This is a genomic window from Caulobacter sp. SLTY (assembly GCF_009905535.1).
Lineage (GTDB): Bacteria > Pseudomonadota > Alphaproteobacteria > Caulobacterales > Caulobacteraceae > Caulobacter.
On sequence record NZ_JAAALA010000044.1, the window covers coordinates 1 to 26,685 of the forward strand.

25 protein-coding genes, 3 tRNA genes and 1 pseudogene are annotated in these 26,685 nt (G+C 70.0%); 15 read left to right on the forward strand and 14 right to left on the reverse strand.

From position 1 onward, the window contains the following. The 3 genes and pseudogenes from GVN21_RS18790 to GVN21_RS18800 form a co-directional block, all read right to left on the reverse strand. Positions 1-186 (reverse strand): annotated as a pseudogene (locus tag GVN21_RS18790) (shikimate dehydrogenase); the annotation flags it as partial. Beyond that, positions 183-779, reverse strand: a complete 597-nt coding sequence (locus GVN21_RS18795) for a Maf family protein (protein WP_166576275.1) — start codon at positions 777-779, stop codon at positions 183-185. The pseudogene GVN21_RS18790 and the gene GVN21_RS18795, both read right to left, overlap by 4 nt. Then, on the reverse strand, positions 776-1,621 hold the full coding sequence (locus tag GVN21_RS18800) for a pyruvate, water dikinase regulatory protein (RefSeq protein WP_166576276.1): 846 nt from the start codon (positions 1,619-1,621) through the stop codon (positions 776-778). Before GVN21_RS18800 ends, GVN21_RS18795 begins: the two co-directional genes overlap by 4 nt. A 530-nt stretch (positions 1,622-2,151) precedes the next feature. On the opposite strand from GVN21_RS18800, the gene hemE reads away from it, so the two are divergent. From hemE to GVN21_RS18845, 9 genes are all read left to right on the forward strand, one after another. After that, the gene (gene hemE / locus GVN21_RS18805; RefSeq protein WP_166576277.1) at positions 2,152-3,180 is read left to right on the forward strand and encodes a uroporphyrinogen decarboxylase; all 1,029 of its coding nucleotides are present in this window, start codon (positions 2,152-2,154) and stop codon (positions 3,178-3,180) included. Next, the gene (gene hemH / locus GVN21_RS18810; protein ID WP_166576278.1) at positions 3,177-4,211 is read left to right on the forward strand and encodes a ferrochelatase; all 1,035 of its coding nucleotides are present in this window, start codon (positions 3,177-3,179) and stop codon (positions 4,209-4,211) included. The genes hemE and hemH overlap by 4 nt, the downstream gene beginning before the upstream one ends. Next, positions 4,208-4,672, forward strand: coding sequence for a CopD family protein (locus GVN21_RS18815; protein WP_166576279.1), 465 nt, complete (start codon positions 4,208-4,210; stop codon positions 4,670-4,672). The genes hemH and GVN21_RS18815 overlap by 4 nt, the downstream gene beginning before the upstream one ends. A gap of 227 nt (positions 4,673-4,899) precedes the next feature. Further along, positions 4,900-6,351, forward strand: coding sequence for a transcription termination factor Rho (gene rho / locus GVN21_RS18820; RefSeq protein WP_166576280.1), 1,452 nt, complete (start codon positions 4,900-4,902; stop codon positions 6,349-6,351). Between the two features lie 160 nt (positions 6,352-6,511). Beyond that, positions 6,512-8,002: an NAD(P)-binding protein gene (locus GVN21_RS18825; protein ID WP_166576281.1), complete on the forward strand. Its 1,491-nt coding sequence runs from the start codon at positions 6,512-6,514 to the stop codon at positions 8,000-8,002. 313 nt (positions 8,003-8,315) lie between these two features. Next, entirely contained in the window at positions 8,316-8,903 is a 588-nt protein-coding gene (locus GVN21_RS18830) for a hypothetical protein (RefSeq protein WP_166576282.1), read from the forward strand. After that, entirely contained in the window at positions 8,821-10,413 is a 1,593-nt protein-coding gene (locus GVN21_RS18835) for a DNA polymerase Y family protein (protein ID WP_166576283.1), read from the forward strand. The genes GVN21_RS18830 and GVN21_RS18835 overlap by 83 nt, the downstream gene beginning before the upstream one ends. 51 nt (positions 10,414-10,464) lie before the next feature. Continuing rightward, on the forward strand, positions 10,465-10,728 hold the full coding sequence (locus GVN21_RS18840; protein ID WP_205690178.1) for a GIY-YIG nuclease family protein: 264 nt from the start codon (positions 10,465-10,467) through the stop codon (positions 10,726-10,728). Between the two features lie 202 nt (positions 10,729-10,930). Then, positions 10,931-14,224 carry an error-prone DNA polymerase gene (locus tag GVN21_RS18845; RefSeq protein WP_166576284.1) on the forward strand — a complete coding sequence of 1,098 codons (3,294 nt, stop codon included), beginning with the start codon at positions 10,931-10,933 and terminating at the stop codon, positions 14,222-14,224. A gap of 204 nt (positions 14,225-14,428) precedes the next feature. On the opposite strand, the gene GVN21_RS18850 is transcribed toward GVN21_RS18845, so the two are convergent. Continuing rightward, positions 14,429-14,504, reverse strand: a tRNA-Ala gene (locus tag GVN21_RS18850). A 167-nt stretch (positions 14,505-14,671) separates the two neighbouring features. On the opposite strand from GVN21_RS18850, the gene GVN21_RS18855 reads away from it, so the two are divergent. Both GVN21_RS18855 and GVN21_RS18860 read left to right on the forward strand, forming a co-directional pair. Then, positions 14,672-14,977: a YggT family protein gene (locus tag GVN21_RS18855; protein ID WP_205690176.1), complete on the forward strand. Its 306-nt coding sequence runs from the start codon at positions 14,672-14,674 to the stop codon at positions 14,975-14,977. A gap of 42 nt (positions 14,978-15,019) precedes the next feature. Then, the gene (locus GVN21_RS18860) at positions 15,020-15,961 is read left to right on the forward strand and encodes a hypothetical protein (protein WP_166576286.1); all 942 of its coding nucleotides are present in this window, start codon (positions 15,020-15,022) and stop codon (positions 15,959-15,961) included. Positions 15,962-16,113: 152 nt separating this feature from the next. Here the strand turns inward: GVN21_RS18860 and GVN21_RS18865 are convergent. From GVN21_RS18865 to hemC, 6 genes are all read right to left on the reverse strand, one after another. Next, positions 16,114-16,189, reverse strand: a tRNA-Thr gene (locus GVN21_RS18865). Positions 16,190-16,293: 104 nt separating this feature from the next. Further along, a complete protein-coding gene (locus tag GVN21_RS18870; protein WP_166576287.1) occupies positions 16,294-16,911 on the reverse strand; it encodes a YceI family protein in 618 nt (205 codons plus the stop codon). A 119-nt stretch (positions 16,912-17,030) separates the two neighbouring features. Continuing rightward, a complete protein-coding gene (locus GVN21_RS18875) occupies positions 17,031-18,548 on the reverse strand; it encodes a heme biosynthesis HemY N-terminal domain-containing protein (protein ID WP_166576288.1) in 1,518 nt (505 codons plus the stop codon). Then, positions 18,545-19,426 carry a hypothetical protein gene (locus GVN21_RS18880; RefSeq protein WP_166576289.1) on the reverse strand — a complete coding sequence of 294 codons (882 nt, stop codon included), beginning with the start codon at positions 19,424-19,426 and terminating at the stop codon, positions 18,545-18,547. The genes GVN21_RS18875 and GVN21_RS18880 overlap by 4 nt, the downstream gene beginning before the upstream one ends. Before the next feature lie 28 nt (positions 19,427-19,454). Continuing rightward, a complete protein-coding gene (locus GVN21_RS18885; RefSeq protein WP_166576290.1) occupies positions 19,455-20,153 on the reverse strand; it encodes a uroporphyrinogen-III synthase in 699 nt (232 codons plus the stop codon). After that, positions 20,146-21,099, reverse strand: coding sequence for a hydroxymethylbilane synthase (gene hemC / locus GVN21_RS18890; protein ID WP_166576291.1), 954 nt, complete (start codon positions 21,097-21,099; stop codon positions 20,146-20,148). The genes GVN21_RS18885 and hemC overlap by 8 nt, the downstream gene beginning before the upstream one ends. Positions 21,100-21,180: 81 nt before the next feature. Here hemC and tsaD point away from each other — a divergent pair, with 81 nt between their 5' ends. Together tsaD and GVN21_RS18900 are read left to right on the forward strand one after the other, a co-directional pair. Further along, a complete protein-coding gene (tsaD, locus tag GVN21_RS18895; protein ID WP_166576292.1) occupies positions 21,181-22,263 on the forward strand; it encodes a tRNA (adenosine(37)-N6)-threonylcarbamoyltransferase complex transferase subunit TsaD in 1,083 nt (360 codons plus the stop codon). Next, a complete protein-coding gene (locus tag GVN21_RS18900; protein ID WP_166576293.1) occupies positions 22,260-23,255 on the forward strand; it encodes an NAD(P)H-dependent glycerol-3-phosphate dehydrogenase in 996 nt (331 codons plus the stop codon). The genes tsaD and GVN21_RS18900 overlap by 4 nt, the downstream gene beginning before the upstream one ends. Here the strand turns inward: GVN21_RS18900 and GVN21_RS18905 are convergent. After that, positions 23,252-24,238: an MBL fold metallo-hydrolase gene (locus GVN21_RS18905; protein WP_166576294.1), complete on the reverse strand. Its 987-nt coding sequence runs from the start codon at positions 24,236-24,238 to the stop codon at positions 23,252-23,254. The two genes, GVN21_RS18900 and GVN21_RS18905, sit on opposite strands and share 4 nt — an antisense overlap. A 129-nt stretch (positions 24,239-24,367) precedes the next feature. Between GVN21_RS18905 and GVN21_RS18910 the strand changes: the two genes are divergently transcribed. Both GVN21_RS18910 and GVN21_RS18915 read left to right on the forward strand, forming a co-directional pair. Continuing rightward, a complete protein-coding gene (locus tag GVN21_RS18910; protein ID WP_166576295.1) occupies positions 24,368-24,652 on the forward strand; it encodes a YciI family protein in 285 nt (94 codons plus the stop codon). A gap of 38 nt (positions 24,653-24,690) precedes the next feature. Further along, positions 24,691-24,996, forward strand: a complete 306-nt coding sequence (locus GVN21_RS18915) for a Rieske (2Fe-2S) protein (protein WP_166576296.1) — start codon at positions 24,691-24,693, stop codon at positions 24,994-24,996. Between the two features lie 2 nt (positions 24,997-24,998). Here the strand turns inward: GVN21_RS18915 and GVN21_RS18920 are convergent, their stop codons facing one another. The 3 genes from GVN21_RS18920 to GVN21_RS18930 all read right to left on the reverse strand — a co-directional run bounded on the left by GVN21_RS18920 (position 24,999) and on the right by GVN21_RS18930 (position 26,341). Beyond that, entirely contained in the window at positions 24,999-25,313 is a 315-nt protein-coding gene (locus GVN21_RS18920; protein WP_166576297.1) for a hypothetical protein, read from the reverse strand. 122 nt (positions 25,314-25,435) lie between these two features. Continuing rightward, positions 25,436-25,510 (reverse strand) — tRNA-Gly (locus tag GVN21_RS18925). 87 nt (positions 25,511-25,597) lie between these two features. After that, positions 25,598-26,341: a DUF6065 family protein gene (locus tag GVN21_RS18930; protein WP_166576299.1), complete on the reverse strand. Its 744-nt coding sequence runs from the start codon at positions 26,339-26,341 to the stop codon at positions 25,598-25,600. Positions 26,342-26,685 lie beyond the last annotated feature (344 nt).

Genomic DNA, 26,685 nt, shown 5'->3' on the forward strand with positions numbered 1-26,685 from the left:
CCGCACCACCCCGCCCCGCAGCCCCCCCGCAAAGGCCGCGAACCCGCCGACCGGTACGGCGAAGGGAACATAGGCGCCGTCGATCCCGGCGGCGGCCAGCCAGGCGTTGTGCAGCACCGGGCTCATCGAATGGGTGACGGGCGATCCGGCAATGCCGGCGATGGCCGTTGCGCCGGTGATGGTCATAGGGGCAGGGCGCCATGGCGGCGCAGCAGGTCGAGCAGGCCGATCATCGGCAGGCCGAGGATGGTGAAATAGTCGCCCTCGATCCTGGAGAACAGCTGCACCCCCTCGTCCTCCAGCTTGTAGCAGGCGACCGAGCTGAGCAGGCCTTCGCCCTGGCGTTCCAGCCAGGCGTCGAGGAAGTCGTCGGTAAAGGGGCGCATGGTCAGCCTGGCCGAGGGAACCTCGCGCCAGATCGGGGCCCCGTCGAGGGCCACGACCACAGCCGAATGCAGCTGGTGGCTCTCGCCGCGCATCAGCCGCAGCCGCTCACGGGCCTCGGCCATCGACTTGGCCTTGTCGAACAGCCGGCCCTTGAAATCGAGGACCTGGTCCGCGCCGATGACCAGGGCGCCGGGGCGTTTGGCGCTGACCCGTACCGCCTTCAGCTCGGCCAAGGCGTCGGCCACCTCGCGGGGGGTTGCGTTGTCCGCCAGCAGGGAGGCCTTGGCGGCGTCCTCGTCGACGCCGGGCGACATGGCCTCGTGCGCCACCCCGGCGGCGGTGAACAGGGCGCGGCGGGCGGCGCTGGTGGAAGCCAGGATGACCGGTCTCACGTCAGCAGCTCCACCTGGGCCCGGCCGCCGTGCAGCAGGTTGATGATCGCGGCCGCGGTCTCCTCGACCGAACGCCGGGTCACATCGATCACCGGCCAGCCGTGCCGTTCGAAGAGGCGCCGGGCGTGGATGATCTCCTGGCGGATAGCGTCGATGTCCGCGTAGTCCGGCGCGCGATCCTCCTTCAGCGACAACAGGCGGTTGCGGCGGATCTGGGCCAGGCGGTCGGGCGAGGCGATCAGGCCGACGATCAGGGTGTTTTTGAGTTCCAGCAGCTGGGGCGGGGCCGGCATGTGCGGCACCAGGGGGATGTTGGCGGCCCGCACGCCCCGGTGGGCCAGATAGATGCAGGTCGGGGTCTTGGAGGTGCGGGAAACACCGACCAGCACCACGTCGGCCTGGGCGAGATCCGGTCCGCCGGCCCCATCGTCATGGCCGATGGCGTAGTTGAGCGCCTCCATCCGGTCGAAATAGTCGCTGTCCAGAGCGTGCTGGGCGCCGACGCGGGCTGAGACGGCGATGCCCAGATAGCGGCTCATGCTGGCCATCACCGGGTCGAGCGGGGCGATACAGGGCATTTCCAGGCGGCGGCAGCCTTCCTCCAGGGCGGTGCGCAGCTCCGGCTCGGCGATGGTGTGCATGACGATACCGGGCGCCTCGGCGATCTCTTCCAGCGCCCGCTCCATCTGCCGCCCGGAGCGGACCAGGGCGTAGATATGCTCGATCGGCAAAGTGTCGGTGAACCGGGCGCAGACCGCGCGGGCCATGGCGTTCAGGGTCTCGCCGGTGGAGTCGGAGACCAGGTGCACATGGAAGTAGGTGGCGATCTTGGCGGGCGTCATCGTGAAGCTTCCATACGCCGCCGACGGGATGCGCGCCAAGGCCCGGCTGGAGAGGCCGCTCCGGATGCAACAGCCTGTGGAGAAGGGCGTTAACGGATCGTTAACCGATCCACATCCCTCCACGCCCGCCGGCGACAGCGGCCGAGGCCGGTGGATTAACCTCTCGTTAAGACTTTCCGAGCCCACAGGATCGACGGCCGCGAGACACTGGGGAAAGCATACCCGAGCCCCTGTTTAACGACTCCGGTTCGATAACCGATATCGCCCGACCTGCTCCGGGATTCCCCTGGCTCCATCAAGGACTTCGCCAACTGTCCCCGCAGTCCACAGGCTGCGATGGCCCTGTGAGAATCCGCAGGCGCCCTGTGCGGATCGACTGGGCGCCGTTCAGACCTTGGCCGGGTTATCCCCACGGCGCCCTGTGCCTACCTCTTCTTCCCCCTTAAAATTAATCTTCTATTAAGAGATTAAGGAGGGGCCTTGCCTGTCCGCACTTGCGTGTCGGCTTGGCGGGGATCAGAAGGCCGCTCATGAATCCCGCGCCCCTTCCCGCCCTGCTCCGCGTTCTCGCCGGCGAGACGCTCGAGCGCCCGCCCGTCTGGTTCATGCGCCAGGCGGGGCGGTACCTGCCTGAATATCGCGCCGTGCGGGCGACCGCGCCTGACTTCATCGCCTTCTGCCATGACAGCGAGAAGGCCGCGGAGGTCACCTTGCAGCCGCTGCGGCGGTTTCCCTTCGATGCGGCCATCGTCTTCGCCGACATCCTGCTGATCCCCGGCGCCCTTGGCCAGAAGGTCTGGTTCGAGGCCGGCGAGGGGCCAAGGCTCGGCGAGATGCCCAGTCTCGACAGCATGGCAGGGGAGATCGAGGCCTCGACCGAACGGCTCTCGGCGATCGGGAACACCCTGGCGCTGGTGCGCGGCCGGCTGGATCCGGAGAAGACGCTGATCGGCTTTGCCGGCGCGCCCTGGACGGTGGGCAGCTACATGATCGAGGGCGGGTCCTCGGATCGGTCGAAGGCTCGGACCTTCGCCTACGAACAGCCGCAGGCCATGGACCGGCTGATGGATATCCTGGCCGAAAGCACGGCGCGGTACCTGGCCATGCAGGCGGAGTCGGGCGCCCAGGTGCTGAAGATCTTCGAAAGCTGGGCCGAGGGCTTGCCCGAGGACCTATTCCACCGCCTGGTCGTCCGGCCGCATCAGATCATCGTGCGGCGGCTGAAGGAACTGAACGTCACCGCCCCGCTGATCGGCTTTCCGCGCGGCTCGGCCGCCTATGCCGAGGTCTATGCCGACGAGGTCGATGTCGACTGCGTCGCCCTCGACACCGCCTGCCCGGCGGCGGTCGGCCTGCGGCTGCAAAGGACCAAGGCCATCCAGGGCGCCCTCGACCCGCTGCTGCTGCGCGCCGGTGGTCCGGAGCTGGACCGCCGGGTCGACCAGTTGCTCGAACAATGGGGCGGCGGCCGCTACATTTTCAACCTCGGCCACGGCATCCTGCCCGACACCCCCATCGCCCACGTCGAGCGGGTGCTGAAACGAGTGACCGGCAAATGACGAGACGGATCGCGGTCGTCCTGTTCAACCTCGGCGGGCCGGATGGCCCGGACAGCGTCGAGCCCTTCCTGTTCAACCTGTTCAACGATCCGGCCATCATCAGCCTGCCGGGTATCGTACGCACCCCGCTGGCCAAGCTGATCTCCAGCCGCCGCGCACCGATGGCCCAAGGCAACTACGCCCTGATGGGCGGCGGCTCGCCCCTGCTGCCCGAAACCCGCAAACAGGCCGACGCCCTGGTCGCCGCTATGGCCAAACGCCTGCCGGGCGACGAGGTCCGCAGCTTCATAGCCATGCGCTACTGGAAGCCGCTTACCGAGGAGACCGCGGCCGAGGTTGCCGCCTTCGCCCCGGACGAGGTCCTGCTGCTGCCCCTCTATCCGCAGTTTTCGACCACCACCACCGGCTCATCGATGAAGGCTTGGAAGGCCGCCTACAAAGGCCCGGGTACGAGCCGCGCCGTCTGCTGCTGGCCGGCCGGCGACGCCTTCGTGGAGGCCCACGCCCGCCTGATCGAAGAGGCCTTCGAGGCCGCCGGCCGACCGGGTCCCGCCCGCCTGCTGTTCTCCGCCCACGGCCTGCCTGAAAAGGTCATCAAGGGTGGCGATCCCTACCAGGCCCAGATCGAGGCCACCGCCGCCGCCGTGGCCGCCCGGCTCTCCGGCGACTGGGACTGGCGGGTCAGCTACCAGAGCCGGGTCGGGCCGATGAAGTGGCTCGGCCCCAACACCGAGGACGAGATCCGCGCCGCGTCGAAAGAGGGCCTGGCCCTGGTGGTCACCCCCATCGCCTTCGTCTCCGAACACATCGAGACCCTGGTCGAACTCGACATCGAGTATGGCGAGGTGGCCAGGCACGAAGGCTGTCCGGCCTATGTCCGGGTCCCGGCGCTCGGTATCGATGCCAGCTTCATCGAGGGCCTGGCCGAGGCCGCGGTCTCGGCCCTCGGCCGCACCGGCATCGACAGCGACGGCTCCTACCGGTGCAGTGGCTGGAAGCAGTGCCCGAGGATGGCTACAACCGCGCCATGAGCTTTCTGACCAGCCAGTTCGACCTGATCCGGGGCCTGCACATCCTGGCGGTGATCGCCTGGATGGCGGGGATGCTCTACCTGCCGCGGCTGTACGTCTACCATTCCAAGGCCACGCCCGGCTCGGAGATGGACGAGACCTTCAAGGTCATGGAGATCAAGCTCCTCAAGATCATCATCAACCCGGCGATGATCGCCACCTGGCTGTTCGGCCTGCTGCTCATCGCCGTCCATGTGAACCAGAGCGGCTGGGCGTTCCTGGCCCAGCCCTGGATGATCACCAAGCTGATCGCGGTCATCGCCCTGTCCGGCTGGCACGGCTTTCTCGCCGGCGCCCGCAAGCGGTTTGAGGCCGGGACCAACACCCGGCCCGAAAAGTTCTGGCGGATGACCAACGAAATCCCCTTCGTTCTGGCCATCATTGCGGTCCTGGCGGTCACGACGCAGTTCCTCAGCCGCTGATCTCTTGAAACCCCCGCGACCGCGTCCCACCTTGACGCCAGCGGAGCCCTGTGGTTCCCCTCACGGCGCTGCTTCGGCAGTCTCCTCTTTCCGGCCCCTCCGCGTGACGACACGCCGACGACCAGCCGGATCCCCTGAATGAATTCCCATAGCCGCAAGCCCTCAACGGCCCGGCGCTTACACTCCCTCCAGGTCGCAGCGCGCGGCCTGACGCCATGAGTCCATCTATGTCCGAAGACACCCCCATCGAATCCGAAACCCCCGAAGCCGCCGAAGACATCCTCGAGACCGTCTCCGACGCCGGCCTGGACGAGGGCCCCGACACCTCCGCCGTCGCGGAAACCGCCGAAGACGCCGCGCTCAACGGCGAAGAAGGCGATGACGAGTTGGCCGCCGTGGTGGCCGAGCTCGGCTTCACCCGCATGTCCCTTCAGCAGCTGAAGGACACTCCGCCGGCCGAGCTGCTGGCCCTGGCCGAAAAGCTGGAGGTCGAGAACGCCAACTCCATGCGCAAGCAGGACATGATGTTCTCGATCCTGAAGACCCTCGCCGAGGAAGGCGTGGAGATTTCCGGATCGGGCACCATGGAAGTGCTGAGCGACGGCTTCGGCTTCCTGCGCTCGCCGGAAGCCAACTACCTGCCGGGTCCGGACGACATCTACGTCTCGCCCTCGCAGATCCGCAAATTCGGCCTGCGCACCGGCGATTCCGTCGACGGCGGCGTCCGCGCGCCGCGTGAAGGCGAGCGCTACTTTGCCCTGGTCGACGTCAAGCAGATCAACTTCGAGCCGCCGGAGAACGTGCGGCACAAGGTCCATTTCGACAACCTGACCCCCCTCTACCCGGAGCGGCGGCTCAACATGGAGCTGCCCGATCCGACGGTGAAGGATCGCTCCGGCCGGGTGATCGATATCGTCGCCCCGCTGGGCAAGGGCCAGCGCTGCCTGATCGTCGCCCCGCCGCGGGTCGGCAAGACGGTGATGCTGCAGAACATCGCCAAGTCGATCGAGACCAACCACCCCGAATGCTACCTGATCGTCCTTCTGATCGACGAGCGACCGGAAGAAGTCACCGACATGCAGCGGACGGTGAAGGGCGAGGTCATCGCCTCCACCTTCGACGAGCCGGCGACCCGCCACGTCCAGGTGGCCGAGATGGTCATCGAAAAGGCCAAGCGCCTGGTCGAGCACAAGCGCGACGTGGTCATCCTGCTGGACTCGGTCACACGCCTGGGCCGCGCCTACAACACCACCGTCCCGTCCTCGGGCAAGGTGCTGACCGGCGGCGTGGACGCCAACGCCCTGCAGCGTCCCAAGCGCTTCTTCGGCGCGGCGCGGAACATCGAGGAGGGCGGCAGCCTGACGATCATCGCCACGGCCCTGATCGACACCGGCAGCCGGATGGACGAAGTCATCTTCGAAGAGTTCAAGGGCACCGGTAACTCGGAAATCGTGCTGGATCGGAAGGTCGCCGACAAGCGCATCTTCCCGGCCATCGATGTGCTGAAGTCCGGCACCCGCAAGGAAGAGCTGATCACCCCGAAGGACCAGCTGACCAAGACCTACATCCTGCGCCGCATCCTCAACCCGATGGGCAGCCAGGACGCCATCGAGTTCCTGCTGGACAAGCTGCGCCAGTCGAAGACCAACGGCGACTTCTTCCAGTCGATGAACACCTGACGGTTCAAAACTGTCGGAAACTCAAGGCCCGGAGCCGAAAGGCGCCGGGCCTTTCCATTTTGTCGCACCCTTTCGCGGGCCGATTTCCGCCACGACAGCCTTTCCTCCGGCCGACTGACGCCCCATATTGTATCAACTGATACATAGTTGAGGCAGCGTCATGGACCAGCCCATTCTGATCGTCGGCGCCGGCATGGCCGGGCTGTTCACGGCTCTGGCCCTGGGCAGCCGGGGCCATGCGGTCACCGTGCTGGAGCGCGATCCGCCGCCGCCGGCGGGGGACGCCGACACGGCCTTCGCCGACTGGAACCGGCGAGGGGTGGGCCACCTGCGCCACAGCCATGCCTTCCTGGCCCGTCTGCGGTCGATCATCGTCGAGCGGCATCCGGCCCTGATGCAGCGGCTGAAGGACGCCGGCTGCCAGGAGCTGACCTTCGCTTCCGGCCTGTCGCCGCAGGTGGCGCAGCGCTACCGGCCCCAGCCGATCGACGAGACCCTCACCGTCCTGACCAGCCGCCGCACCACGCTCGAGCTGGTCCTGCGCCAGTACGTCACCGAGCTGCCGGCCGTGGCCCTGCGCAGCGGCGTCAACGTCTCCGGCCTGGCCGGCGAGGTGCGGGATGGGACTTTCGTCTGCGAGGGGCTGACGCTCGAGGACGGCGAGGTGCTCAAGGGGATCGTGGTCGACGCCGCCGGCCGCTCGACCAACACCTTCGACTGGCTGGCCGAGGCGGGGATCGAGGTTCCCGAGGAGGCCGAGGACGCCGGCATCCTCTACTACACCCGCCACTACCGGCTGCGGCCGGGGATGGCGGAACCGGAACGCGGGACCGTGCCCGGGGCCGGCGACCTGGGCTTCATCAAGTACGGGGTGTTCCCGGCCGACAACGGCTGCTTCTCCATCACCCTGGCGGTGCCGGAGATCGAGGAGGCGCTGCGCAAGGCGGTGATGAAGCCGGAGGTGTTCGACGCCGTCTGCGCCCAGATGCCGGGCATCGCCCGCTGGACCGACGTCGAGCGGTCCGAACCGGTCAGCAAGGTGTTCGGCATGGGCGACCTGCGCAGCCGCTGGCGCGAGATGGCGCCGGAGGGGCGGCCGCTGGCGGTGGGCCTGTTCCCGATCGGCGATGGTCTGGTGCGGACCAATCCCCTCTATGGCCGGGGCTGTTCCTTCGCCGCGGTGACCGGGGAGCTGGTCGCCCAGACCCTGGAGGCGCAGACCGATCCAACGGCCCGCGCGGTCGCCTTCTCCAACGCGGTTCGGGGCGAGCTGCGTCCTTATTACGAGGACATGCGCACCCAGGACCGGGCGGCGATCAAGCGCGCCCGCAATGCGCTGAACGCCGCCTACCGGCCGAGCTTCAAGGCCAAGGTGATGAAGAGCTTCACCGACGACGCGATCGCCATCGCTATCCGGCGCGACCCGGACCTGTTGCGCGAGTTCATGCGCGGCTTCCACATGCTGGAGGACAGCCGCGCCTGGCTGAAGCGGCCGTCCAATGGGGCCAAGGTGCTGGCCGCCTGGGCGACGCCCCGGGCGATGAAGCGCAAGTGGTACCCGGTCAAGCTGGGGCCGGAGCGGGGCGAGATGCTGCAGGCCGTGGGGGTGGATCCGCAGGAGGATCCGCGGCGGCTGGGATTTGCGGTTTAGGGTAGAGCGTCGCTCTCCTCTTCCCCCCTCCCTCCGTCATCCTCGCACTTGTTGCGAGGACCCATGATCTCGAACGTATGAGAGACGGGCTGAACGCGGCTCACTCCCCAACCGCTTGCGCGTATGGGTCCTCGCAACAAGTGCGAGGATGACGGAGGAGGGATCAGGCGGGGTTAAAAAATCCCGTTTTTTCAGAGTCCCCACCAAGCATCTGGAATCCTTCAAGGAGTCCGATTTCCGCCAACAGGGGTCGAAACCAACCCTGAATGACTCGCATTGACTCTTCCGAAAAAGAGAACAAAACAGAAACACAATGTTCGCTGCAAGCTCGCTTCACGACTGTACCAACCCCGCCCTCGCCCCGCGCGCGGCGCGGCTCGGGCTGGAGGAGGCCTGGGGGGAGGGGATCGAGGGGCGGATCGCCGCCCTGGCCTTCGCCCTGGCCCGGGCCGGCGAGGGCGATCCCCGGCCGACGGTGCTGGCCGCGCCCCGGCCCTGGGTGCGGGAACATGGGCTGTGGTTCCGGGATGGGCTGACGGGTCTGGGCCTCGATCCGCGCAGCCTGCTGATCATCGAGACCCAGAAGGAGGCCCAGGTGCTCTGGGCGCTGGAGGAGGCGCTGAGGTCGCGGGCCGTCGCCGGCACGGTGGCGGCGCTGATGTCCTTCGGCGGACGGGTGCGCAGCAGCAGACAGGGGGCCGACGCCTCCCGCGCCGCCAGGTCGAGCCGGCGGCTGGCCAGCAGGGTCAGGCCATCGACCGCCGCCCTCACCCGAAGCCGGGGCGAACCGCCCGGCGAATGGCTCCTGGAGTGGGACGATGAAGCGCATCGTTTCCGTCTGGCTGCCGGACTGGCCGATCACGGTCTGGTCCCGCGCGGCCGGGCGGTCTCCGCCGCCTGAGGGCGCCGCCTTCGCCCTGGTGCAGTCGGGAGTCCGGGGCCTCACCCTGTCGGCGACCAACCCGGCCGCCCGGCGGCTCGGCCACGCCATGGGCCAGGCTCATGCCGACGCGCGGGCCGCCAACCCGGCCCTGATCAGCCACCCGGCGGAGCCGGAGCGCGACGTCGAGGCGCTGCGCCTGCTGGCCCTGTGGGCCGAGCGCTATTCGCCCTGCGTGGCCATGGACGCCGCCTCGCCCGGCCGGGAGGGCCTGCTGATCGACATGACCGGCGGGGCCCATCTGTTCGGCGGCGAAATCGCCCTGCTGACCGACATGGCCACGCGGCTGAAGGCGGCGAGCATTCCCGCCCGGCTGGCCATGGCCGACACCGCCGGCGCCGCCTGGGCCCTGGCCCGGTTCGGCCAGGGACGGCGGCTGGTCCCGGCCGGAAAGACGCGGGAGGCCCTGGCGCCCCTGCCCTCGGCGGCCCTGCGGATCAGCGCGGAGGACGTCAAGCTGCTGTCGCGCTTTGGCCTGCGCACCCTCGGCGAGCTGATGGCCCTGCCTCGCGCGGGCCTGGCCCGGCGCTTCCGGGGCGAGGCCGGACTGACCCTGGTGCGCCGCCTCGACCAGGCCCTGGGGAGCGAGCCGGAAATCCTCGAGCCGGTCCGCCCCCCGCCCGGCTGGCGGGTCTGGCGCACCTTCCTGGAGCCGGTGATCGACGCGGCCGGGGTGGAGACGGTGCTGGACGACCTGGCCCCCTCCCTGGCCGAGATCCTCGAGCGCGATGGCCAGGGCGCCCGGCGCCTGACCCTGACCGGGTTCCGGGTCGATGGTCGCGCGACCAGCCTGAGCGTGGCCCTGGGCGCCCCCTCCGCTCGCCCGGCCCATCTGGCCAAGGTGCTCAAGGAGCGGGGGCTGGAGCGGCTTGACCTTGGCTTCGGCATAGACGCCCTGATGCTGACCGCCGACCTGGCCGAACCCCTGAAGGCGGTGCAGGCGGATCTCGACAGAGGCCGTGACGAGGACGCCACCCTGGCCCTGGCCGCCCTGCTCGACCGGCTGGGCGCGCGTCTGGGCGAGGCGTCCGTCTTCCGCCTGGAAGGCCGGGGCAGCTGGCTGCCCGAGCGCAGCCAGGCCCGGCGCCCGGCCGATCGCGGCCCGCCGACAGCGCTCGCCGCCCCGCCCCTGCCCGAACGGCCGCTGCTGCTGCTCGACCCGCCCGAGCCGGTGCAGGTGCCGATCGCCGCCATCCCCGATGGTCCCCCCGCCCGGTTCACCTGGCGCCGCGTCGCCCACCGGGTGGTCCGCGCCGAAGGCCCCGAACGGATCTCCCCCGAATGGTGGCGGCCGATCAACAAGGCCCGCCCGGCGCGGACCCGCGACTACTTCCGCGTCGAGGACGGCGAGGGCCGCCGCTACTGGCTGTTCCGTGAAGGGCTGTACGAGCGCGAGGACCAGCGGGAAGTCGAACCCGGCGTGATCGAAGCCCACCCGCCCGGCTGGTGGATGCACGGGGTGTTCGCATGAGCGACGCGAAGGAGGGCTTCGGTGAGGGAAGGGATAATCGCCGTCTACATCATGGCCAGTCGCCGGCACGGGACGATCTATGTCGGCGTCACCAGCGATCTGGCCCGCCGCGCCTTCGAGCACCGCGAGGGGGCAGTCCCCGGCTTCACCAAGAAGCATGGATGCAAGCGGCTGGTCTGGTGGAAGACCTTCGAACTCATGACCAGCGCCATCCAGCGCGAGAAGACGATGAAGCACTGGGTTCGGGAGTGGAAGGTGAACCTGATCGAGCGGGACAACCCGCACTGGGACGATCTGTACGGGAGTTGGATGTAGAAAGCTCTACTCCTCGCACCGCCTCCCCCTCCGTCATCCTCGCACTTGTTGCGAGGACCCATGATCACGAACCCCTCCGAGGGGGTGTTTGCCGATCCATCGCTCGCCCCATCCGCCCGCGCGTATGGGTCCTCGCAACAAGTGCGAGGATGACGGGAAAGGGGGTGCGCAGGTCAGGGGAAGCCCCTGAAGGGCGCCTCGAATGACCTACGCCGAGCTCGACGCCGTCAGCAACTTCTCCTTCCTCGAAGGCGGCTCCCATCCCGGAGAGATGGTTGAACAGGCGCAGTACCTGGGCCTGGCCGCCATCGGGATCGCCGACCGCAACACCCTGGCCGGGATCGTGCGGGCCCACAGCCGCGCCAAGCAGGCGGGCATGCGTCTGCTGGTCGGCTCGCGGCTGGTGTTCACCGATGAAAGCCCGCTGATCGTCTATCCCCGAGGCCGCGCCGCCTACGGCCGTCTCTGCCGCCTGCTGTCGCTGGGCAAAAGCGAGGTGCTGGGCAATGACGAGGACGGCCGCACCACCAAGGGCGAGTGCCGGTTGACCTTCGACCAGGCCGCGGCCCACGGCGAGGGGCTGGTCGCCATCGCCCCGGCCCCGCGAGTGGTCGACGCCGCCTTCGCCGCCCGGCTGCGGACCTGGGCCAGGGCCTGGCCCGACCGGCTCTACCTCGGCGCCAATCCCTTGAGCGACGGCCGCGATCGGGCGCGGCTGGGCCATCTGGCGCGGCTGGCCGACAGCCTGGGCATCCCGATGGTGGCCACCAACGCCGCCCTCTACCACCATTACGCCCGCCGCCCGCTGCAGGACGTGCTGACCTGCATCCGCGAGGGGACCACCATCGATGCGGCCGGCTTCCGCCTGCAGGTCAACGCCGAACGCTATCTGAAATCCCCGGCCGAGATGGCCCGCCTGTTCCGCGGCCACGAGCGGGCCCTGGCCCGCGGCCTGGAGATCGTGGAGGCCTGCCGCTTCTCCCTGGAGGAGCTGGCCTACCACTATCCCGCCGAGCCGGTGCCGTCCGGCAAGTCGCCCGACCAGCACCTGGCCGACCTGGCCTGGCAGGGCGCCCGCTGGCGCTTTCCCCGGCGACTGACCCCCAAGATCCGGGCCACCATCGACAAGGAACTGAGGATCATCGCCCGCCAGGGCTATGCCCACTACTTCCTGACCGTTCACGACGTGGTCAAATGGGCGCGCGAGCAGGGCATCCTCTGCCAGGGGCGCGGCTCGGCGGCCAATTCGGTGGTCTGCTACTGCCTGGGCATCACCTCGGTGAACCCCGACAAGATGGACCTGCTGTTCGAGCGGTTCGTCTCCGAGGAGCGCAAGGAGCCGCCCGACATCGATGTCGATTTCGAGCACGAGCGGCGCGAGGAGGTCATCCAGTACATCTACCGCCGCTACGGACGGGCGCGGGCGGCGATCTGCGCCACCGTCATCCACTATCGGCCCCGGTCGGCGATCCGCGAGGTCGGCAAGGCGCTCGGCCTGACCGAGGACGTCACCGGCTCCCTGGCCGGCACGGTCTGGGGCAGCTGGGGCAGCGAGGTCGAGGACGGCCACGCCGAACGGGCCGGGGTGTCGAAGGAAGAACAGCGGATGCGGCTGGCGCTGGACCTGACGCGCGAGCTGATCGGCTTTCCCCGCCACCTGTCGCAGCACGTCGGCGGCTTCGTGCTGACCCAGGGGCCGCTGGTCGAGATGGTCCCGGTCGGCAACGCGGCGATGGACGACCGCACCTTCATCGAGTGGGACAAGGATGACATCGACGAGTTGAAGATCATGAAGGTCGACGTCCTGGCGCTCGGCATGCTGACCGCCATCCGCAAGGGCTTCGACCTGATCGAGCGCTTCTACGGCCGCCGCTGGGACCTGGCCTCGGTGCTGGGCGAGACCGACGAGACGCCGGTCTACGACATGCTCTGCAGGGCCGATTCCCTGGGCGTCTTCCAGGTCGAGAGCCGGGCGCAGATGGCCATGCTGCCCAGGCTTCGGCCGCGGGTCTTCTACGACCTGGTGGTGGAGGTGGCGATCGTCCGCCCGGGCCCGATCCAGGGCAACATGGTCCACCCCTATCTGGCCGCCCGCACCGCCAAGCGCGAGGCCGAGCGCAAGGGGCTGCCGTTCGAGATCGCCTTTCCCAAGCCGGCCCCGCCGCACGACCCGGATGAGCTGAAGAACATCCTGAACAAGACCCTGGGCGTTCCCCTGTTCCAGGAACAGGCCATGCGCATCGCCATGGAGGCGGCCGAGTTCACCGGCGACGAGGCCAACGGGCTGCGCCGGGCGATGGCCACCTTCCGCCACAACGGAACGATCGGCAATTTCGAGGAGATGCTGGTCGGGCGGCTGAAGGCGCGGGGCTACGATCCGGAGTTCGCCGAGAACTGTTTCGCCCAGATCCGGGGGTTCGGGGAGTATGGCTTCCCGGAAAGCCATGCCGCCAGCTTCGCCCTGCTGGTCTATGTCTCGGCCTGGATGAAGTGCGTTCATCCGGACGTCTTCTGCGCCGCCTTGCTGAATAGCCAGCCGATGGGCTTCTACGCCCCGGCCCAGCTGGTTCGCGACGCCCGGGAACATCAGGTCGAGGTCCGTCATCCCGACATCAACGCCAGCGACTGGGACTGCACGCTCGAACCCCGCGCCGAGGCGGCCCGCTGCGCCCTGCGTCTGGGCCTGCGCCAGATCGACGGCTTCCGCGAGGACTGGGGCAGGCTGATCATGAAGGCCCGCGAGGCGGCGGCCTTCACCTCGATCGACGACCTGCGGATGCGCGCCACCCTGCCGGCGCGGGCCCTGGAACTGCTGGCCGCGTCGGACGCCCTGGGATCGCTCGACCTGTCCCGGCGCGGCGCTCTCTGGGCCGCGCGGGGACTGCCCCGCAGCCGGCCTCTGCCGCTGTTCGCCCAGGCGGGGGTGGCGGAGGAGGACGGGCCGCCGCCCCAGGCGCTGCCGGCCACGGCGCCGTCGGAGGAGGTGGTGCAGGACTATGAGACCATCCGGCTGTCGCTGAAGGACCATCCGCTGACCTTCCTGCGCGAGCGGCTGGCGACGGCGGGCGCCATCGCCTGCGAACGGGTGAACAGCGACCCCCCCAACCGCAAGACGGCCGTCGGCGGGGTGGTGCTGGTGCGCCAGCGACCGGGGACGGCCAAGGGTGTCTGCTTCATCACCCTCGAGGACGAGACCGGCGTGGCCAACATCGTGGTCTGGCCGTCGGTGTTCGAGGCGTTCCGGCCGGTGATCATGAGCGCCCGGATGATCCTGGTGCGCGGGCGGCTGCAACGGGCCGAGGGGGTGACCCATCTGGTGGCCGAGAGCATCGAGGACTGGACCTGGACGCTGGGCCTGCTGTCGGCGGCGCCGCTGCGCACCGTGCCGGCCCATGGCGACGAGGCGACGTCGAGCGCGCCGGGGCGGGGCGATCCGCCGCGGCATCGGCATCCCCGCGACGTCCGCGTCCTGCCCAAGAGCCGCGATTTCCACTGACCAAGGCCGATTTCGACCGGCCGCGAATCATGCTCCGCTCAGCCCGCAACCCCACGGGAGGCAGCGCGTTCAAACGACGCTGAGGGAAGCATGACCATGAAAGACGTGATGTACTGGACGCTGGGCGTCCCGAGCCTGGCCATCCTGGCCCTGGCCACCTTGAAGCTGATGGGCTGGGCCGCCTGACGGCCCGCGATCAGATCCTGGTGGAGCCGAGGGGAGTCGAACCCCTGACCTCGTCATTGCGAACGACGCGCTCTACCAACTGAGCTACGGCCCCGTCCCAGGATGCGGGAAGGGCGGCACATACGGCCGGGGGCCGGGAGCTGTCAAGACGGGTATGGGCGCGCCGCGCGGCATCGGGACGGGCCGCCGTTGCCGGGCGGCTCTCTCATCACTAGACTCATCCGGCAAGGGCGCCGCGACGGCGCGATGAAGGAACGCGACATGGGCCTGACGATCTTCCAGATCGTGGACATCATCCTGCAGATGGCCATGTGGCTGCTGATCCTCCGGGCGATCGTCAGCTGGCTGGTCGCCTTCGACGTCATCAACCTGCGCAACCGCTTTGCCTACCAGGTCCACCATTTCCTCGAGGCGATCACCGACCCCATCATCCGGCCCCTGCAACGGGTGCTGCCCCGCTGGGGCCAGCTGGACATCAGCGCGCTGGTGGCCATCCTGATCATCATCTTCGTCCGGCTGCTGTGGCGGAACGTGGCCGCGCCGGTGCTGATCAACTTCCTGGGCTAGGTCCGCGCCGGCTATTTCGAACGACGCCGGACCTGCTCTTCCATGACGGACCCCGCCCCTCCGGTCAGGATGCTGGCCCGCAGTATCGCGGAGATGCTGCAGGCCAGCCGCGTGGCGCGCGGGCGGCCGCATGGCGGCGACAACGTCGCTGGGCTGATCTTCGACACCCTGCTGAGCGCGAATCTCGCGCACCTGCCCTACGGCTCGCCCGAGGCGCGGCGCATGGCGACGCCCGGCGGGGCCGAGGCCAAACGCGAGCTCATGCGGCCGATCAGCGCCCACGCCGTCGCCCAGTCCCTGGCCCTGCCCTATGAAACCGTCCGGACCCGCATCCGCCGGATGCTCGACGCCGGCTATTGCGAACAGGTCGATGGCGGGGTGATCGCCATTGCCGGGGCCCTGCTGGACCCGCCGTTTCAGCGCATGGCCGAGGAGACGCGGGACGTCGCTGTCCAGGCCCTGCGGGACCTGGCGATCCTGGGCTTCGATTTCGAGGGCATGGCGACCGCCTTCGGCTATCGGATCGAGCTTGCCGAGCAGTCGGCGCCGGCGGCCCTGGCGGCGCGGATCATCATCGACCTGCAGATCCGCTATCTGGAGGATGTCGGCATCTTCGGCGGGGTGATCCGGGCCAGCGTCTGGAGCGCGGTGATGTGCGCCAATGTCAGGCGGATGAGCCGGATCCCCGAACTGGCCTGGCGCTACTCCACCCAGGCCTGTCCGCCGCCGGACGTGCTGCGGGATCCGATCAGCGTGCGGGCCCTGGCTGCCGAGGTCGGCCTGCCCTTCGAAACCACCCGGCGCCACGTCGCCGCCCTGGTGGAAAAAGGCTGGCTGGTCGTGGCCGCCGGCGGGGGCCTCATCGCGCCGGCTGAGGTGATGTCGGAAGACGCCCTCGGCCGAGGCAACAACCAGCTTGGCCTGCTGTACGCCAAGCTGATCGCCGACCTGAGCCGGGCCGGGATCGACTTCGCGGCCCTTTGATCGGGACGATGGCCAAGCAGCAGGCCGGGCAGCCCCGGCTTGCGGAACTGCCGGAATCGCAAGAGCCCGTTCCGGGCCTCCGACATCCTGTGCGATCAGCCCCGGTGCTTCATCAGGATACGGCCTGGGACGCCCGGACAGGCGAAGCAGGATGGTGCCGCTTAGGTGACTCGAACACCTGACCTACGCATTACGAATGCGCCGCTCTACCGGCTGAGCTAAAGCGGCCCTCATCAAGAAGGCTCCCCGGAGGGAGCGCCTGTTTAGCGAAGCGGGGGCGGCTTGCCAAGCAGGGCGGCGCGGATGCCGCGGCCCTGCCTGGCCTTGGGCCTTTAGCCGACCTTCTTGAACTCGGCCTCGATGGTCAGTTTCACCTCGTCGCCGATAGCCGGGGCGTAGGTGGTGATGCCGAAATCGGTGCGCTTGATGGTCGCCTCGCCGTCGAAGCCGACGGTGTAGACCTTGTTCACCGGATTTATGCCGGCCTGGTTGAACACGGCCTTCAGCACGATCGGTTTGGTGACCCCGTGCAGCGTCAGGTCGCCGGTTACGTCGGCGGTGGTCTTGCCGGTCAGCTTGACCGAGGTGGCCTTGAAGCTGGCGGTCGGGAACTTGGCGACATCGAGGAAGTCGGCCGACTTCAGGTGGGTGTCGAGGCCTTCGTTCAGGGTGCCGACGCTGGCGGTCTGGACGGTGACGTCCAGCTTGCTGGCGGTCGGGGCCTTGGGATCGAGGGTCAGGGTCCCGGCCGTGCCGCTGAACTGGCCGACGTAGGTGGAGAAGCCGAAGTGGTTGACCGCCCAGGTCACCTTGCCGTGGCTGGCGTCGAGCTCATAGGTCCCGGCCTGGACCTGGGCCGGCTCCTTGGTGAAGGCGTCCTGGGCGACGACGGCCAAGGGGGTGAGGGCGAGGGCGGCGACAGCGGCGTAGATCGGCAGGCGTGGGGACATGGGGAGGCTCCTTGTTGGGACAATGCCCACCTCAGATAGACCCGGCGTCCATATCTGCAATACATGCTGTTACAAATAACGGCGGTCTTGTTGTTGGAGACCGCTGGGAGCGCTCGCCCCTACTTCGGAGGCCGAGGCGCGACGGTGGATTGCCGGCGGCGGGTGGGCGGCTTGGCGGGCGGCGGCTGTTCGGGCTCCGGCTCGGTCTCGTAGAGGCCGTCCAGGCCGGGATCGTCGATGGCCAGGGGGGCGGCGCCGGTCTCGGCGGCGGCCACGAAGGCGGCGCTCTCGACATAGGAGACGGGGAGCTCCGGCAGGTCGCTCATCGCCCGCTCACGGCGCTCCAGGCGCGGGTGGATCAACTCGCCGGTCTCGCCATAGCTGGCCACCAGCCGGGCCCAGTCGTCCGGTCGATAGTTGAAGGCGTGGCCTTCGGGGTCGAGGTCGGACCAGTCGGCTTCCTGCGGCGCGGCGACCCCCCGGGCGATCCAGGCGCGGGCCTCGTCCACCGCTCCGGCGGCATTGGCGGCCCGGGCGAACAGCCCGGCCAGGCGGGCGGTCAGAGGCTCGTCGGCCAGGGCGGCGGCGGCGCTGCGAGCGCCGCTGATCTCCCCGGCGATCAGGGCCTGCTCGACCATCAGGATGCGGGACTCGCGATGATCGGGATTGAGCGCGGCCAGGGTCCATAGCCGGCGGGCCCGTTCGCGCGGCGTCTCGGCGGTGGTCATGTCGCGATAGGCCAGCCACAGGGCGGGGTGCGGCTGCAGCTTCCAGGCCGCCTCGATATAGCCGCCGCCCTTGCGCCCCTCCCCGGCCAGCCGGGCGGCCATCACCGCGCCGGGGGCAAAGGCGGGGGCCAGTTTGGCCGATTGCGAGGCATGGTCCAGAGCCTGTTTGCGGGCTTTTTCATCCCCCTGCTCCAGGCTGGCGGCCAGGGCGGTCAGCAGGGCGGCGCGGGTGCGGTCGGCGACGATCGGCGAGACGATCTTGCGGTCCAGGGCGCTCTTGACCAGTTCCAGGGCCCCGGCCCAGTCGCCGGCCTCCAGCTTGGCCTCCAGCACGGCGCGCCAGGCCCAGCGCGCGGTGCGGGCCAGGCCATAGGCGGTCTCGGCATGGCGCAGGGCGGCGGCCCGGTCGCCCTCGGCCAGGGCGGTCTGCATCAGGCCCTTGAGGCCGGCCAGCCGCATCTCGGGGAAGGCGACCATGGCTCCATAGGCGGCCTTGGCGGCGGCTGGGTCGGCGGCGGCCTCGGCCGCCTGGGCGGTGAGGATGCGCACCAGGGCGGGGTGTTCGTCGCTCAACTCGCCGGCCTTCAGCGCCATGCGGCGGGCCTCGCCGCCATCCCCGGCGGCGGCGGCCAGGAAGCCGCGCGCCAGGGCCTCGCCCGCTTCGCGGCGGCGACGCTCGGTGCGGGCCTGCTCGGCGCGCTTGGGGATCTCCAGCAGCCAGATGGCCAGTCGCCAGAACAGGGTGGCGGCCAGGGCGGTGAACAGCACCAGCAGGGCCGCCGCCGCCGCGGTCATGTCGATCCGCCAGTCGAGCCAGGTCAGGGTGGCGGTCCCGGCGTCGCGGGTCAGCGCCAGGATGGCCACAGCCGCCGCGGCGACCAGGAACAGGACGATGGCGGTGCGGATCACGGCCGCGCCCCCTGACCCACCGCGCCTTGCGCAGCCGCAAGATCGGCCAGGGCCTGGGCTCGGATGTTGGCCAGGTGACGATCCAGGGTGACCCGCTGCTGGGCGCGGGCCCGCCAGCCCGCCATGGCGTCGGCGGCGCGCGGGGGCAGGGCGCGCAGGGTGTTGAGCGCCCCGGCCAGGTCACCCTCTGCCGCCTGGCGCTCGGCCCGCGCCAGCACGGCGTCGGGACCGTTGCCGGTGGTCGATCCGACCCGGCGGACGGTCACCACCCGCGACAGGGCGTGCAGGATGCGGTCGCCGAACGATGCGCCCTCGCCAGGGGCGCGGGCATCGACCGAGGCGCGGGCGGCGGCGGCGCTGAACTCCGCGGCCAGGGCTGCGCGACTGGGGGCGCCGGTCTCGGCCAGGGGGCGCAGGGCCCGCACGTCCGGTGACAGCGGCATCACCTGTTCCAACGCCGCCAGTTCGGCGGTGAAGGGCCGGGAGGTCTGGGCGGCCTCGCCCAGAGAGGCGGCGGCCAGGGCGGCGCCGGCTGCCGACAGGGTGCGGCGCTGGCCGTCCTCCAGGCCGGCGACGCGGGCTTCCAGGTCTTCGAGCCCGCTGGAGACGACCGGAACCTCCACCGGCGCCCCGGCCAGCGGCGGGACCGGATCGGGGCTCGGGCGGGGATCCAGGGTCGGAGGCGCGACGGGCGTCGGGGCCGGGGCGGCCTTGGGCGCATTGACCCGGTCGGCGAACTGGGCGGCGCCGAAGCCCAGGGCGACGCTGACCAGCACCAGGGCGGACACCGCCACGATGGTTACGCCCCGGCCCCGTCGGCGACCGAAATCGGCCGGATCGCGCGGTGGGATGATGTCGTCGGTCTCGGGCGCGGTCATGGGTGCGGAGCGATTCGGTCTGCGTCGGCTAGCCGGCTTTTGACAGGACCTTAAGCAGGGAAGGCTCGTTGGGGAACGGGGCGATCGCGATCCCAGCGCATTTCAGGGCCGCCAGCGGCTGGGCCACGGCGGGGGACAGGGCCAGGAGGCGCATGTCGGGGGTCGGACGATCGGCCAGGAAGGCCGCCAGGGCGCGGGCGGCGCGGGGCGAATGGACCAGGGCGGCGTCCAGGTTGGGAAGGTGAGACAGGACGCCGCCGGGGTCGGTCTCGATGGTTTCGTAGACGGCAAGCGCGCGGGCCGCGAGGCCGCGCCGGGTCAGGTCGCCGACCAGGTCCCCGGCCGGCTGGGCGGCGGCGGCGTGGAGCAGGGTTCCGGCGTTGGCGCCTTGCCGGGCGATCAGGTCGGCCAGGGCTTCGACATCGCCGTCCCCGGCGACGACCTGGGTGAAGCCGGCGTCGCGGGCGGCCTTCGCCGTGGCGGCTCCGACGGCGAAGACCGGAAGGTCGCGGACGAGGGTGCGAGTGGCCAGCGCCTCGACCCCGCGCGCGCTGGTGAAGGCCAGGGCGCCGATGCCCGTCAGGTCGATGGGATCATGGCCCAGGGCGCGGGCTTCCAGCAGGGGGACAACGACGGGGGTGAAGCCAAGGTCTTCGATACGGGATGCGGTTTCGTCGGCGCCCGGCCGCGCGCGGGTGACCCAGACCTTCTTGACCCCATCAGTCATGCAGGACGATGCGGTCGCCGCCATCGCGGCGGACCGCCTGGCCGGCCTCAGCGCCCAGGGCGCGGGCGACGGCTTCGGCGCCGTCCTCGGGAAGGGTGATCTTCGCCTCGCGGCGGAAGCGGGCCGAGCCGTCGGGGGTCAGGGCCTCGACGGTCAGGCTGAGGACGGCGCCCTCGAGCACCGCATGGGCGCCCACGGCGGTGCGGCAGCTGCCCTCCAGCGCTTCGAGCGCCCCCCGCTCGGCGGCCACCGCGATGGCGGTCGGGCGGTGGCGGACGGCGTCCAGCCAAGGGGCGTCTGCGTCTTCCTCGCGGGTCTGGATGGCCAGGGCGCCCTGGCCCGGCGCCGGAGGAGCCGATAGGGGGTCGAGGAAGCTCCTCACCACATCGCCCATCTGCAGCCGGTTGAGACCCGAGGCCGCCAGCAGGATGGCGTCGGCCTCGCCGGCCGCCAGCTTGGCCAGCCGGGTGTCGACGTTGCCGCGCAGCATGACGATCTGGAGGTCCGGCCGGACAGCCAGGCATTGCGCGGCGCGGCGCAGGGAGGCGGTGCCCAGGCGGGCCCCCTGGGGCAGGTCGCTGATCGTTTCCCACTGCTTGGAGATGAAGGCGTCGCGCGGGTCCTCGCGCTCGGGGATGGCGGCGATCACCAGGCCGGGGGGCATCTCCGCCGGAACGTCCTTCATCGAGTGGACCGCGGCGTCGATGCGGCCGTCGAGCAGGGCCTCTTCGATCTCCTTGGTGAACAGCGCCTTTCCGCCGATCTCCAGCAGGCGTCGGTCCTGGATGCGGTCGCCGGTGGTGGTGATGCGGACCAGGGGCGCCACTTCGTCGGGCCGGTCGAAGCCGCCCAGGGCGGCGGCGATCCGCCGCTGCATCATGCCCGACTGGGCCAACGCCAGCTTGGAGGCGCGGGTTCCGATCCGGACGGGTGGTTGCGGCGACATGGCGGGAGGGCTACCTCGGGCGTTCACGATACGAAAGGTATCGCGGCTGCTACAGGAGCAGCCCGCGTACGGCAAACCCGGATGATTACGCATACCGTCCTAGGCCTGGAAACCAGCTGCGACGAGACCGCCGCGTCCGTCGTGCGGCTGGACGCCGACGGCGAAGTGACGGTGCTGTCCTCGGTGATCGCCAGCCAGATCGACGAGCACGCCCCGTTCGGAGGGGTGGTGCCGGAAATCGCCGCCCGCGCCCATGTCGAAAGCATCGACGCCATTGCCGGAGAGGCCATGCGCCAGGCCGGCGTCGGCTACCAGGACCTGACCGGGGTGGCGGCCACGGCCGGGCCGGGGCTGGTCGGCGGGGTGATGGTCGGGCTGTCGTTCGGCAAGGCGGTGTCGCTGGCGCGGGGCCTGCCGCTGGTGGCGGTCAATCACCTGGAGGGCCACGCGGTTTCGGCCCGGCTGGGGGCGGCGGTCGCCTATCCCTTCCTGCTGCTGCTGGTCAGCGGCGGTCATTGCCAGTTGCTGGAGGTCGAGGGGGTGGGCGCCTGTCGTCGGCTGGGCTCGACCATCGACGATGCGGCCGGGGAGGCCTTCGACAAGATCGCCAAGGCCATGGGCCTGCCCTATCCGGGCGGCCCGGCGCTGGAGAAGCTGGCCGAGGGGGGCGAGGCCGAGCGGTTTCCTCTGCCGCGCGCCCTGCTGGGCCGCGAGACCATGGACTTTTCCTTCTCTGGGCTGAAGACGGCCGCGGCGCGGATGGCCGACAAGATCGACGAGGGCGATCGGCGCGATCTGGCCGCCAGCGTGCAGGAGGCCATCGCCCGTCAGCTGGCCGAGCGGTCCGATCGGGCCATGGCGGCCTATGCCGAGCGGTATCCGGGCGAGCGTCGCTTCGTGGTCGCCGGCGGGGTGGCGGCCAACCGGCATGTCCGGGCGCGGCTGCAAGCGGTGGCGGAGAAGCGGGGCTTTTCCTTCACCGCCCCGCCGCTGGCCTATTGCACCGACAATGCGGCGATGATCGCCCTGGCCGGCGCCGAACGGCTGGCGCTCGGTATCCATGACGGCCTCGACGCCGTGGCCCGGCCGCGCTGGCCGCTGGACCAGGCGGCGGCACTCAGCAACCCAACCCACGCCCCCGGGCGCAAAGGGGCAAAGGCATGACCATGAAGCGGGCGGCGGTGATCGGCGGCGGGGCCTGGGGCACGGCCCTGGCCCAGGTGGCGGCGCGGGCGGGGCTGTCGGTCTGCCTGCAGGCGCGCGAGGCCGAGGCTGTGCGCCAGATCCGCGAGACGCGCGAGAACGCGATGTTCCTGCCCGGCGTGCGCCTGGACGACGCCATCGCGGCCACCACCGACATGGCCGATCTGGCCGGCGCCGATCTGGTGCTGGCGGTGGCGCCGGCCCAGTTCCTGCGCCCGGCCCTGGCGGAATTCGCGCCCCATGCCCGGCCGGGCCTTCCCGTGCTCCTCTGTTCGAAGGGGGTGGAGCAGGGCTCGCTGAAGCTGATGACCCAGGTCCTGGCCGAAACCCTGCCCGATTGCGCTCCGGCGGTGCTGTCGGGACCCAGCTTTGCCGGAGAGGTGTCCCGCGGCCTGCCGACGGCGGTCACCCTGGCCTGTCCGGACGAGGCGCTCGGACGGGACCTGGCCGAGGCCCTGGCCACCCCGAGCTTCCGGCCCTATCTGGCCGGCGACATGATCGGCGCCGAGGCCGGCGGGGCGATCAAGAACGTCCTGGCCATCGCCTGCGGCATCGTCGAGGGCAAGGGCCTGGGCCGCAGCGCCCACGCCGCCCTGATCACCCGGGGCTTTGCCGAGATGACCCGGATGGCGGTGGCCCTGGGGGGCGAGGCGGAGACGGTAGCCGGCCTCTGCGGTCTGGGCGACCTGGTGCTGACCTGCTCCAGCCCCCAATCGCGCAACATGAGCGTCGGCCTGGCGTTGGGCGGCTGCCAGTCGTTGCAGGAGGCCCTGGCCGGAAAGCTGTCGGTCGCCGAGGGCGTGGCCTCCGCCCCGGCGGTGCGCGACCTGGCGGCCAGTCTGGGCGTCGAGATGCCGATCTGCCAGGCGGTGGCCGAAATCCTGGCCGGCGAGGTCGGGGTCGATGAAGCCATACTCGGCCTGCTGTCGCGGCCCCTGAAGGCGGAACGCTAAAGGATCGCAGGCCGGACCAGCACGGGGTCGAACAGCGGCATCAGGGCGAGGCGAGGGCCGTTCCGGGCGCGTTCGACGACGCTCTTCATGCCGGCCTGGGGCCGGTCGAAGGGCCAGGGCGTCGGTCTCAGGGGCTCGGTGAGCGGCCGGGTGAAATCGTCCCAATGGATCGGGATGACCAGCCGGGCCTGGGTGGTCTGGACCACCTCGCCCCAGTAGCGGTCGGCAAAGCGTCCACCCTGCTTTCCAAGGCTGCCGATACCCAGGAACACGACATCGGCCCGGTGGCGGCGGTACTGGCCCGGACTCGCCCCGGCGCTGGGATGCACCAGCACCCGCAGTCCGTCATGCTCGATCAGGAAGCTGTAGCCGCCCCCCTCGCGATAGGCCTTCATCCTCGGCCGTTGCGGCAGTGGAGCGTCGATCTCGCCCTCGAACAGGGGGCGGCCGAACAGGCTGGGGCTGTGGGGTGAGGGGATCACGGTGATGTTGAAGCGGCCAAAGGTCCAGGCCTTGCGGTCCTCGACGGTTTGACGGGGCCTCGGCAGTCCCCGGCCCACGGCGATGTTGGCGGTCGATCTCGATCCCACCAGCTCCGCACCGGTCAGCAGGGCGACGTCGGCCGAGTCCATGGCGTGGTCGTGGTGGGAATGGGCGACCAGAATGGCATCCAGGCGGTCTATCCCCGCGCGGCGGATCGCGTGGTCGATGGCCTTGGGATCCGGCGCGATCCGGGCAAAGGGGTTCCAGGTCTCCGACCGGGTGAAGAAGCCGTCGATCAGAATCCGGGTCTCGCCGTCATCGAACAGCAGGGTGGAGGTTCCCATGAAGCGGACCACCAGGCTGCCCTTCGGCGCCTGGCCCGTGAGCAGTTCAAGCGTCGGGACGCCCGGAAACGGCGACCTCCCGGCGGGCGTCGCCGGCCCCGCCGCAGCCACGAGCAGGGCGCACAGCCCACCGGCCAAAACCCGCAATGCGCGCATGGTTTCAAGTTCCCGTTCCGGGATGTCACCCTGGTCGGAAGACCAGATGGATGCAATCGGCGAACGCGGCGGACCCGTGACGCACGGTCCAGGCTCGATTAGAGGAGGGCGCAAACCTGGAGTGCGCCCATGGCCCTGTTCGTCATTTCATGGCTCGACCGCGAGGGCGGCCTGCCCATCCGGCTGGCGACGCGCGAGGCGCACCTGAAGTATGTCGCCGACCGCCCCGGCATGGTGAAGCTGGGTGGGCCGTTCCTGAACGGGGATGAGATGGCCGGCTCGATGCTGATCGTCGAGGCGGAGGATCTGGCGGCCGCCCAGGCCTTCCATGACGCCGATCCCTACAAGCTGGCCGGACTGTTCGAGAGGTCGACCGTGCGGCCCTGGCGGGTGACGGTCGGGGGGCTGGCCTGAACCCGGCGCGGCCGTCGGCCGGCACGCGGCTCTGCGCCATGACGGACCTGGCCGACCCGGGCGCCAAGGGTTTTCGGTTCCAGGATGGCCAGGCGATGTTCGCCGGCTTCGTGGTTCGCGCGGGCGGCCGGGTAAGCGGCTATGTCGACAGCTGCCCGCACGCCGGCTGGCCGCTGGCCCTGTTCGATCGTTATCTGACCCGCGAGGGCGACCGCATCCTCTGCGGCGGGCACGGCGCCCTGTTCCGGCTGGAGGATGGGGTCTGCACCGCCGGCCCCTGCGCCGGCCGGGCGCTTGAGGCCTGGCCGGTCAGGGTCGAGGGCGAGGCGGTGGTGACCGCCTGAGCCTATTCGGCGGCGGGCGCCACGCTGTCGGCGGCCCGTTCGGCGGCGCCGGAGACATTCTCAGCGGCGCTGGAGGCCGAGCTGGCGACACTGGCCGCCGCGTCGGTCACCGCCTCGGTGCGGATCGCCTCGTTGCGATTGGCCTGGGCCAGGAAGAAGAAGGCGACCACGGCCACCAGCGCCAGCAGGGCGATGCCGATAATAATCCCGGCGCTGCCGCCGCTGCGGCGTTCGACATAGACGGGTTGCGCCCCGTCACGGATGACTTCGCGTTCGGTGGTTACGCCATCGGTGCGTTCTACGGTTCGAGTAGCCATGGTTTCAGCCTTTTCCAGTGTCGTCCCGGCGACTGAAACGGAAGGCTTGCGGGTCGGTTCCTGTTAACCACCCGGAACGCGAAAGGGCGACCCGAAGGCCGCCCTTTGCGTCATGTCTCGAATGGAGCGGGCGAGGCGATTCGAACGCCCGACCCCAACCTTGGCAAGGTTGTGCTCTACCCCTGAGCTACGCCCGCATCCCTGGACGACCGTGGCCGCCCGAATTCGAGAGCGCGGCTTATGGCAGAGGCTTTCAGGCTTTGCAAGCGGGTTTGGCGCCGCCTCTAGAACCCCATCTTCACAGGCTTCAGCCGGCGCTTGTTGACGTGCGCCTTGGGGGCCGGACCCTTCTCCTCGGGCAGCTCGCCGCGGAAGTAGAACCGCTGCCAGGCCTCGCGCATGGCCTCCGGGTCCTGCTTCATCAGCCGGCTGTTGAACTCCGAGCGGGATTTGTACCAGGCGTCGTACTGGTCGCGCAGGTCCGGGTTCTTGTTGAGGCTCTTGGTGATGGGCTGGGTCTGCTGCAGGGCCTGGTCGGGGGCCAGGGTGATGAAGCAGAAGGGCTCGCCCTTCTCGAAGCGGATGCGGCCGGGGCGGGTGAACATCCAGTTCATCGTGAAGGGGAAGGGCAGCCAGTCGGTTTCCACCAGCCCGACCAGGGGCTGGACCCCATCCTTGATGTGGTTGGGCGGGCCGGCGCACCACATGGCCCAGCCGGGCGGGGTGCGGAACAGATAGCCGGTGTGGAAGGTGATGACCCCGCGCGAGAAGTGGCTCTTGACCAGGTCGTGGAACGAGGGATGCGGGTGGTCAGGGGTGAAGGTAATGCAGTCCTGGTGCGCCCCGCCGTTCCATTCGGCGGTGAAGCCGACGGGATTGAGGATCTCCCAGCCGGTGGTGTTGGCCATGGTCAGCGGCAGGCAGCGATAGGGGTGACGCTCGGCAAAGGCGTCCATCCAGGCGCGCTGCGGCCGGCCCGGCACGATGTCCGGCGGGCGCTCACCGGTCGGGTAGCACTCGAGGATCAGGGGAGGCTTGATGAGATCGGTCGGCTCGCTCATGGCCCTATCCTCTCGCGCGAGCGGCGGCGTTTCGCAAGAGCCGGTCATGGTAAGGGCGAAATCGGGCGGCAGGCTGGACCGCAAGGCCGCAAATCGGCCAATCTGCCACCCAGGGGGCGAGCCGCCTCCACGCCATGACATCGGCGGGCCCGCGCGCCCGCCCAGGGACTTCCCCGCCAAGGATTTCGATGACGCCCGCCGATACCGACGACACCAGCCCCACCCCGCCGGAACAGACGCCGGCGACCGGGCCGACCCCCGACCCCGCGCCGGCGTCTGTTCCGGCGGGGTGGGGCTGGTGTCGTCGGTAT